7 protein-coding genes are annotated in these 9232 nt (G+C 67.3%); 3 read left to right on the top strand and 4 right to left on the bottom strand.

What is annotated here, in order from left to right; all coding sequences use genetic code 11:
* Window positions 1-117 precede the first annotated feature (117 nt).
* A complete protein-coding gene (gene bla, locus ACOJSF_RS13895; protein ID WP_420142792.1) occupies window positions 118-927 on the bottom strand; it encodes a subclass B3 metallo-beta-lactamase in 810 nt (269 codons plus the stop codon).
* A gap of 140 nt (window positions 928-1067) precedes the next feature.
* On the opposite strand from bla, the gene ACOJSF_RS13890 reads away from it, so the two are divergent.
* Entirely contained in the window at window positions 1068-1316 is a 249-nt protein-coding gene (locus tag ACOJSF_RS13890) for a hypothetical protein (protein ID WP_420142791.1), read from the top strand.
* A 78-nt stretch (window positions 1317-1394) separates the two neighbouring features.
* Window positions 1395-4139, top strand: coding sequence for a preprotein translocase subunit SecA (gene secA, locus ACOJSF_RS13885; protein WP_420142790.1), 2745 nt, complete (start codon window positions 1395-1397; stop codon window positions 4137-4139).
* 30 nt (window positions 4140-4169) lie between these two features.
* On the opposite strand, the gene ACOJSF_RS13880 is transcribed toward secA, so the two are convergent.
* Together ACOJSF_RS13880 and ACOJSF_RS13875 are read right to left on the bottom strand one after the other, a co-directional pair.
* Window positions 4170-5066, bottom strand: a complete 897-nt coding sequence (locus ACOJSF_RS13880) for a bestrophin family protein (protein ID WP_420142789.1) — start codon at window positions 5064-5066, stop codon at window positions 4170-4172.
* Window positions 5067-5104: 38 nt separating this feature from the next.
* Entirely contained in the window at window positions 5105-5383 is a 279-nt protein-coding gene (locus ACOJSF_RS13875) for an XrtV sorting system accessory protein (protein ID WP_420142788.1), read from the bottom strand.
* Between the two features lie 179 nt (window positions 5384-5562).
* Between ACOJSF_RS13875 and ACOJSF_RS13870 the strand changes: the two genes are divergently transcribed.
* Window positions 5563-6897, top strand: a complete 1335-nt coding sequence (locus ACOJSF_RS13870) for an APC family permease (protein ID WP_420142787.1) — start codon at window positions 5563-5565, stop codon at window positions 6895-6897.
* 10 nt (window positions 6898-6907) lie between these two features.
* On the opposite strand, the gene mfd is transcribed toward ACOJSF_RS13870, so the two are convergent.
* A partial coding sequence (gene mfd, locus ACOJSF_RS13865) for a transcription-repair coupling factor (RefSeq protein WP_420142786.1) occupies window positions 6908-9232 on the bottom strand: 2325 nt, incomplete at its 5' end.

Raw genomic sequence — 9232 nt, 5'->3', positions numbered from 1 at the left:
GCGCGCGTGACCGCGAGGCGCACGCCCGCGATCGGCGGCATATCGGGAAAGGGCGTAGCGAGGGGGGAGGGGGTCATGCCCCGCCCATGCCGCCGCGCGTCCCCGCCCGCAAGCCTGCTAGCGGGCTTGCGCCTCCGCCAGTTCTCGCTCGAACGCCGCCCGCGCATCGACGACAAGGCGGCCGAGCAGCGCGGGGTCGACGAAAGCGTCCGCCTCCCCGGCGTCGCGGCGCCGCGCGCGGCCGAGCACGTCGGCGATCTCGGGATGCGCGGTCAGGACGATATCCGCCTTCTCCTTCGCCAGCCGGTCGAACGTGCGGCGAAAGTCGGTCACGATGTCGGGATAGGTGGGGTTGTCGGGCAACACATTTCCCGCGACCGTCAGACTACACGGCATGAGCACGTGGAATGTCCGTCCACGTTCGGTCACGTCAACCGCGAAGCTGGTGCAGCCGGCGGTGTGTCCCGGCGTCGCGATCACCTCCAGCGTCAGCCGACCGACCGGAACCGTTTCGCCGTCGCGGATCACGCCGTCGACGGCGACCGACGGCATCGTGGTCTGGCCGTTCACGTTGCGCGCGATGTGCCGGCCTTCCTCCAGCGCCTGCACGTCAGGCTCGCGCGCCAGCAACGACGCGCCCGTATCCTGCTTCAGGCGAGCGAGGCCGGCGGCATGATCGAAATGTGCATGCGTGTTGAGCAGGATGCGGATCTGGTCGGGCCTGAAGCCCAGCCGGCGGATGTTCGCCTCGATCGCCGGCACATTCTCCGCCATCGTCCCGTCGATCAGCGCGGCGGCGCCATCCGACACGATCAGGTACGCGGCCAGCCCCTCGGTGCCGACATAATAGATACCGTCGATCACGCGGAAGGGGGCAATCGGCCTCGTCCAGCTTTTGGGAACGTCGTAGGCGGCGCGGGCTGGCATCGTGGGCACGGTCGCGAGGCATGCTGCGATCAAGGCGGCTAGAATATGCTTCATGGCACCGAGCTAGGCATCGTCCCGCCGCGCCGCCAGTGTGGTTCGACCGTAGACGGAGGCGCGTGGCTCTCCTACATGGTCTCACGATGCGTCTGCTTCTCCTCCTGTCGGCCCTGCTGAGCGCGCTGAGCGGCGTGGTGACGGGCACCGCCGTCGCCGCCGGCGGCGTCGAGGCCAGCGTCTCGGTGGAAAAGAAGAGCGAGGTCGCGCAGACGGCTGTGGCGCGCGCGGTTCTGGCTGCCGGGGTGTATGCTCCCCATGCGGCATGGACCCCGGTCGCGATCGGCCCGCAGGCGGCGTTGCGCCCGCTCTATGCGGAGCGCCGGCGGGAGTAGGCGTCCGCCCGCTCTTCCCGACCGCTTTCCATCTGCCTCCGCGCGGGGGCATTCCCTATCGAAACAGGATTTCCGCCCATGTTCGCCGGCATCGCCAAGGCCATCTTCGGCTCGTCCAACGACCGTTACGTCAAGTCGCTCGGATCGATCGTGCGCAAAATCGCAAGCTTCGAACCCGACTTGCAGGCGCTGTCGGACGACGATCTGGCCGCGCAGACCATCAAGTTCCGCGCCGCGCTGGAACAGGGCGAAACGCTCGACAGCCTGCTGCCCGAGGCGTTCGCCACGGTGCGCGAGGCGGCGCGGCGCGTGCTCGGTCAACGCCATTATGATGTGCAGATGATCGGCGGCATCGTTCTCCATCGCGGTGAGATCGCCGAGATGCGGACGGGCGAGGGCAAGACGCTGGTGGCAACGCTCGCCACCTATCTCAACGCGCTGCCGGGCAAGGGCGTGCACGTCGTGACGGTGAACGACTATCTGGCCGCGCGCGACGCCGACTGGATGGGGCGCGTCTACCGCTTCCTCGGCCTGACGGTCGGCGTGATCGTGCCGAACTTGTCGGACGAGCAGCGCAAGGCCGCGTACCAGGCCGACATTACCTACGCGACCAACAACGAGCTCGGTTTCGACTATCTGCGCGACAACATGAAATATGACCGCGCGCAGATGGTGCAGCGGCCGTTCGCGCACGCGATCGTCGACGAGGTCGATTCGATCCTGATCGACGAGGCGCGCACCCCGCTGATCATCTCGGGCCCGACCGAGGACCGGTCCGAACTGTACATGCAGGTCGACGCGATCGTGAAGCGGATCGAGCCCGGCGACTACGAATATGACGAGAAGCAGCGCAGCGTCATCCTGACCGAGGACGGGACCGAAAAGGTCGAGCGCATGCTGGAGGCGGCCGGCCTGCTGGAAGGCGCCAACCTCTACGATTTCGAGAATACGCAGGTCGTCCACCACCTCCAGCAGTCGCTGAAGGCCAATGTCGCGTTCAAGCGCGACACCGATTACATCGTGAAGGACGGCAAGGTCGTCATCATCGACGAATTCACCGGCCGCATGATGGACGGGCGACGCTGGTCCGACGGCTTGCACCAGGCGGTCGAGGCCAAGGAAGGCGTCAATATCGAGCCCGAGAACCAGACGCTCGCATCGATCACCTTCCAGAATTATTTCCGCATGTACCCGAAGCTGTCGGGCATGACGGGCACCGCCGCGACCGAGGCGAACGAATTCTACCAGATCTACAAGATGAACGTGGTCACCATCCCGACGCACGTTCCCGTCCAGCGTAAGGACGATGTCGACGAATTCTACAAGAATATCGGCGACAAGTTCGCGGCGATCACCAAGGCGGTGCGCGAGGCGCAGGAGCGCGGCCAGCCGGTGCTGGTCGGCACGGTCTCGATCGAGAAGTCGGAACTGCTGTCGGAATATTTCGAGCGTGAAGGCATCACGCACAACGTGCTCAATGCTCGCTATCACGAGCAGGAAGCGCATATCGTGGCGCAGGCCGGCCGCCTGAACGCGGTCACGATCGCGACCAACATGGCCGGACGCGGCACCGACATCCAGCTCGGCGGCAACCTCGAGCTGCGCATGACCGACGAGCATCCCGCGCTTCAGCCCGGCACGCCCGAATATGAGGCGCAGGCCACCGCGATCCGCGCCGAGATCGTGGCCGAGAAGGAGGCGGTGCTCGCCGCCGGCGGGCTGTTCGTGCTCGGCACCGAGCGGCACGAAAGCCGCCGCATCGACAACCAGCTGCGCGGCCGTTCGGGACGCCAGGGCGATCCCGGCCTCAGCCGCTTCTATCTCAGCCTGGACGACGATCTGCTGCGTATTTTCGGGCCGCAGACGATGTTCTCGAAGATGGTCAATTCGAACCTGCAGGAAGGCGAGGCCATCGTCTCCCCCTGGATCGCCAAGGCGATCCAGACCGCGCAGCGCAAGGTCGAAGCGCGCAATTACGACATTCGCAAGCAGGTCGTCGAATATGACGACGTCATGAACGACCAGCGCAAGGTGGTGTACGAGCAGCGCGCCGACATCATGGATGCGGAAACGGTCGACGACGTGGTGCAGGACATGCGCGCCGAGACGGTCAATGCAGTCGTCGCCGACGCCTGCCCGCCCGGCTCCTATCCGGAACAATGGGACGTCGAGGGCCTCAAGGCGCGCGTCGCCGACGTGTTCGGGATCGAGCCGCCGGTCGAAGACTGGCTCAAGGAGGAAATGGTCGAGCCCGAAATGCTGGCGGAACGGATCGCCGCCGCGAGCGAGGCGGGACTTGCGGAACGCAAGGCCGAAGTCGGCGAGGAAAGCTGGCAGGGGATCGAGAAGAGCGTGCTGCTCCAGACCCTCGATCACCACTGGAAGGAGCATCTGTCGACGCTCGACGCGCTCCGTCAGGTTATTCACCTGCGCGCCTATGCGCAGAAGACCCCGATCAACGAATATAAGCAGGAGGCGTTCGCGCTGTTCGAACGCATGCTCGGCGCGATCCGCGAGGACGTGACGCGGACGCTCAGCCACATCCGCTTCAACTTCGCGCCGCCGCCGGAATTGCCGCAGATGCCCGACATCTTCACGACGACGCATATCGACCCGCTGACCGGGCTGGACGACACGTTCGACCGCGACGCGCAGTCGCTCGGGCTGGTGACCACCCGCCTGCCGCCGATGGCGATGGCGCAGCCCGATCTGCCGATCCCGCCGGGGACCGAGGCGGGCGAGTGGGAAAGCCGCGTCAGCCGCAACGCGCCGTGCCCGTGCGGGTCGGGCCAGAAGTACAAGCACTGCCACGGCCAGCTTTAGGCGCGTCACGGCCCGGCGGCCGTCGCCGGATCAGGTAAGGACGAAGTCGCGCGGCGCGATCGGGGGCGGCAGCGTCTCGCGCCCCGCCGCGTGGAGCAGCTCGCGTTCGACCTGGCGGACGATGGCGTCGAGTGGCAGGTCGTTTTCCTCTGTCCCGAACGGGTCACCGAGCTCGTCGCCCAGCGCGTCGAGCCCGAAGAAGGCGTAGCTGACGAGAAAGGTGGGGAGCGGGGTCCACCAGCCGAGCGCCGGCGCCAATGCGAAGGGCAACAGCAGGCAGAAGGCATAGGCCGTCCGGTGCAGCAGCAGCGAATAGGCAAAGGGCAGCGGCGTCCCCTTGATCCGTTCGCACCCGCCCTGGACATGCGACAAGTCGGTCAGCTGGCGTTCCAGCACCGAATAATGGATCGGATCGATCGCGCCGCTGGCGACGAGATCGAGGCAGCGCCGGCCGACCGCGGCGATCGCGGCGTCCGTCGGATTCGGCGCGTGGCACCATGCGCCGGGCGCGAGGTGCCGCTGGATCGCCTGTTGCTCGTCCGCCCCGCGCAGCCGCGCGGCAAGCCCCGCCGCGAAGCCGCACAGCCCCTCCAGCAGGCGCGCCCGCTCGACCGGTTCGATCGTCGCCACCTGACGCGCGAAGGCACGGCTCGAAATGAGAAGCTGGCCCCACAGCTTCCGCCCTTCCCACCAGCGATCGTAGCAGGACGTGTTGCGGAAGCTCATGAAGATCGACAGCGACAGGCCGACCAGCGTGAACGGCATCGCCGACAGGCCGGACAGGAACGCGGGATGCTGGCGCGACAGCAGCACCGCACCGACCGACATGGCGAGGATGAACAGCAGCGGCTTGAGCACGCGCGGCAGGATCGATCCCCGCGTGGCGAACAGGACATCGCGAAAGCTGGGACGATCGCGGACGATCATGGCGCCGCCCTGCTCATACGCTCATGCGACGGCCGCGCTTACTTGCGCTGGAAGGGCTTGAGCGCCACCCAGACGTAGCCGACCGTGCCGGCGAGCACCGCCAGCGCGAGCGCGTGGAACAGGTAATCGGGTGACCCATCGGCGCCGTTTTCGACCGCCTTGTTGCCCAGATAGTTGGCGACCGCGCAGCCGACCGAGGCGGCGAGATATTGCCAGATCGAATCCTCGGGCTCGCCCTCGCCCGAGGAACGTTGCAGGAACAGTACGATCAGGCCGGCGAAGACCGCCACCGTAACCCAGTCATAAACCGTTTCCACGCAACTCTCCCCCAAAGGACGCCTTGTGCCTGCCATAGCAGAGGCGGGTTACGCAATCGCTGTCGCACCCGTGGCATCGATGGAATTGCGACATGCGGCCCTGATGATCGGGCGATGCCGAGAAGGTTGCGTTTGGATGCCGCTTGGGCGAGCGTCGTCATCGTTTCGAGGGGTTTTTCATGACGGCACCGACGGCCCGGATCGCGGGGGAGGAAAGCGCACGTGATCAAGGTCTTGCGCGCGGCGTGGGCCTGTGGAGCTTCACCTTCAGCATCCTGAACGGGGTGGTGGGCGCGGGCATCGTCGCCTTGCCCGCGTCGATGGCGGCGGCGGCGGGCGGCTACGCGCCGTTCGCCTACCTCGCGGTTGCGCTGGTGATGGCGGCGGTGGTGGTCTGCTTCGCCGAGGGAGGAAGCCGCGTGCCGACCAGCGGCGGCGCCTATGGCACGGTCGAGGCGGCGTTCGGCAAGGGCGCGGGCTTCCTCGCGGGCATCTATATGTGGCTGGCGAGCGTGCTTGCCTGCGGCGGCATCGCGGCGGCCTTGTGCGATGCGCTCGGCGCATTGGTGCCCGCGCTGGCGGGGGTGGGGCCGCGCCTCGCCATCCTTCTGCTGATCCTCGGCGGCATCTCGTGGATCAACGTCCGCAGCGCCGGGCTCGCGGCGGGGGTGATCGCCTGGGGCACCGTGATCAAGCTCGTCCCGTTGGGATTGTTCGTGGCCGTCGGCGGTCTGGCGCTGCTGGTCGGGCATGATCCGGCCCCGGCCGCCGTTGCCCCGCAGGGCGGACATTTCAGCGAAGCGATGCTGCTCGCGCTGTTCGCCTTCTGCGGGATGGAAACGCCGTTGGGGGCGAGCGGGGAGGTGGCCGATCCGACGCGCACCGTTCCGCGCGCGACAATCCTCGCCATGCTGTGCGTCCTTGTCCTGTATGTCGCGATCCAGGTCGTCGCACAGGGACTGCTCGGCGCGGCGCTCGCCGGTTCGGCAGAGCCGCTGGCGGACGGGATGCGCCAGATCAGCCCGGCGCTCGGCCTGGTGCTGCTGGCGGGCGGGATCCTGTCACGCTTCGTCTGGATCGGAAGCGATGTGCTGGGCGCGCCGCGTGTTTTGTTCGCCTTCGCGCGCGACGGAATGCTGCCGGCATGGCTTGGCGCCGCGCATCCGCGCTTCGCCACGCCGCACATCGCGATCTGGGTGCATTCGGCGATAGCGTTCGCGCTCGCGGCGACGGGCACCTTCACGCGGCTCGCCATCCTGTCGACGCTGGCGACGGCGGGGCTGTACTTCCTCGCCTGCGCCGCCGCGCTCGTGCTGCGCCGCCGTGGGGTGGCGATCCTCGGCACGCCGCTGTCCTTCCGCATCCTGCCCCTCGCGGCCGGGATGGGAATGGCAAGCATGGTCGTGCTCGTTGCGATCGCGCGGATCGACGAAATCCTCGCTTTCGTTGGCCTGACGTTCGCCAGCCTCGCGCTCTACGCGGTCATGCGTCCCCGGATTGCCCGGGCGGCGTGACGCGCCGGCCTCAGCGGACGATCTTCGCCAGTCCCTTCGAGAGTTGCAGCGCCCCGTTGAGCTGCGCCGCGGCATCGGGCCAGTTGCGCTGGATGACGAGCTTGCTGTCGGGGCGCAGCTTGGCCGTGCCCTTGAGCCGTTCGACATAGGCCAGCAGGCCCGCCAGATCGGGAAAATTGTCCTCGAAGAAGGTCACGAGCGCGCCCTTGGGGCCGACGTCGAGCTTGGCGATGCAGGCCTTGCGCGCGTTGAGCTTGGTCTCGATCACGCTCAGCAGATTCTGCGTCGGCTCGGGCAGGGGACCGAAGCGGTCGATCATCTCGGCCGCGAAGCTTTCGATCTGCCCCTTGTCTTCCAGCTCGTTCATCCGCCGGTAGAGCCCCATGCGCAGGTCGAGATCGGGCACATATTCGTCCGGGATCATGATCGGCGCGTCGACCGAGATCTGCGGCGAGAATTCGCGGTTGCGCGCCGCCTCCGCCAGGCCGCCCGCCTTCGCTTCGAGGATCGCGTCCTCCAGCATCGACTGGTAGAGTTCGAACCCAACCTCGCGAATATGCCCCGACTGCTCGTCGCCGAGGAGGTTGCCCGCGCCGCGGATGTCGAGATCGTGGCTGGCGAGCTGGAAGCCCGCGCCGAGCGTGTCGAGATTCTGGAGGATGTGGAGCCGCTTCTCCGCCGTCTCGGTGACGATCCGGTTGGCGGGGGTGGTGAGGTAGGCGTAGGCGCGCGTCTTCGACCGTCCGACGCGGCCGCGCAGCTGGTAGAGCTGGGCAAGGCCGAAACGGTCGGCGCGGTGGACGATCAGCGTGTTGGCGCTGGGGATGTCGAGACCGCTTTCGACGATCGTGGTCGATACGAGTATGTCGAACTTCTTGTCGTAGAAGGCGCTCATGCGCTCCTCGACCTCGGTCGCCGCCATCTGCCCGTGGGCGACGACATACTTCACCTCGGGCACTTCCTTGCGCAGGAACTCCTCGATGTCGGGCAAATCCTTGATGCGCGGCGCGACGAAAAAGCTCTGCCCGCCGCGATAATGCTCGCGCAGCAGCGCCTCGCGGATCACGACTGGGTCCCACGGCGCGACATAGGTGCGGACGGCGAGGCGGTCGACCGGCGGCGTCTGGATCACCGACAGCTCGCGCAGGCCGGACATCGCCATTTGCAGCGTGCGCGGGATCGGCGTTGCGGTGAGGGTAAGGACGTGGACGTCGGCCTTCAGCCCCTTCAGCCGCTCCTTGTGCGTGACGCCGAAGCGCTGCTCCTCGTCGACGATGACGAGACCCAGCCGCTTGAAATCGATTCCTTTGGCCAAGATGGCATGCGTGCCGACGACGATGTCGATCGTTCCGTCGGCCAGTCCCTCTTTGGTTCGTTTTGCTTCAGCAGCAGGAACCAGACGGGATAAGCGGCCAACCTCGATCGGGAAGCCGCGCACGCGTTCGGCAAAGTTGGTGTAATGCTGACGCGCGAGCAGGGTGGTCGGGCAGACGACCGCGACCTGCATCCCCGCCATCGCGGCGACGAACGCCGCGCGCAGCGCGACCTCGGTCTTGCCGAAGCCCACGTCGCCCACCACCAGCCGATCCATCGGCTTGCCGGCGGACAAATCGCCCAACGCATCCTCGATCGCGCGGTCCTGATCGTCGGTTTCCTGGTAGGGGAAGCGGTCGGCGAAGGCGGCATAGGCGGTGTCGGCTTGCGCCACGTCGGCGGCGCGGAGCGCGCGCTGCGCGGCGGTGGCGATCAGCTCGCCCGCAATCTCGCGGATGCGCTCGCGCATCTTGGCCTTGCGCCGTTGCCATGCCTCGCCGCCCAGCCGGTCGAGGCTCGCGCCCTCCTCATTGCCGTAGCGCGAGAGGACTTCGAGGTTCTCGACGGGAACGTAGAGCTTGTCGCCGCCGGCATATTCGATCGCGACGCAATCGTGCGGCACCCGGCTGACCGGGACTTGCGTCAGCCCGTCATATTTGCCGATGCCGTGGTCGCGGTGGACGACGAGGTCGCCCGGCGACAGCGTCGCCATCTCGGCCAGGAAGGCGTCGGCCGACTTGCGCCGTTTCTGCCGCCGGACGAGCCGGTCGCCCAGCATGTCCTGCTCGGTCAGCAGCGCGACCTGCGGCGTGGTGAAGCCGTGGTCGAGCGGCAGGACGGTCAGCGCGGTGGTGCCCGGGCGGAACGCGCTGCCCAGCGCGTCCTGCCAGTCGTCGGCCAGCATCGCGCCGTCGAGCCCATGATCGTTGAGCAGGCCCTTCAGCCGCTCGCGCGCGCCGATGGAATAGCTGGCCAGCACGACCTTGCGCTTCGACCGGCCAAGATCGCGGACATGCGCGAC

It is taken from the genome of Sphingomonas sp. (assembly GCF_048594985.1).
Lineage (GTDB): Bacteria > Pseudomonadota > Alphaproteobacteria > Sphingomonadales > Sphingomonadaceae > Sphingomonas_I.
The sequence above is the reverse complement of the archived record's forward strand: the minus strand, read 5'-3'. Positions and strand labels throughout refer to the sequence as shown.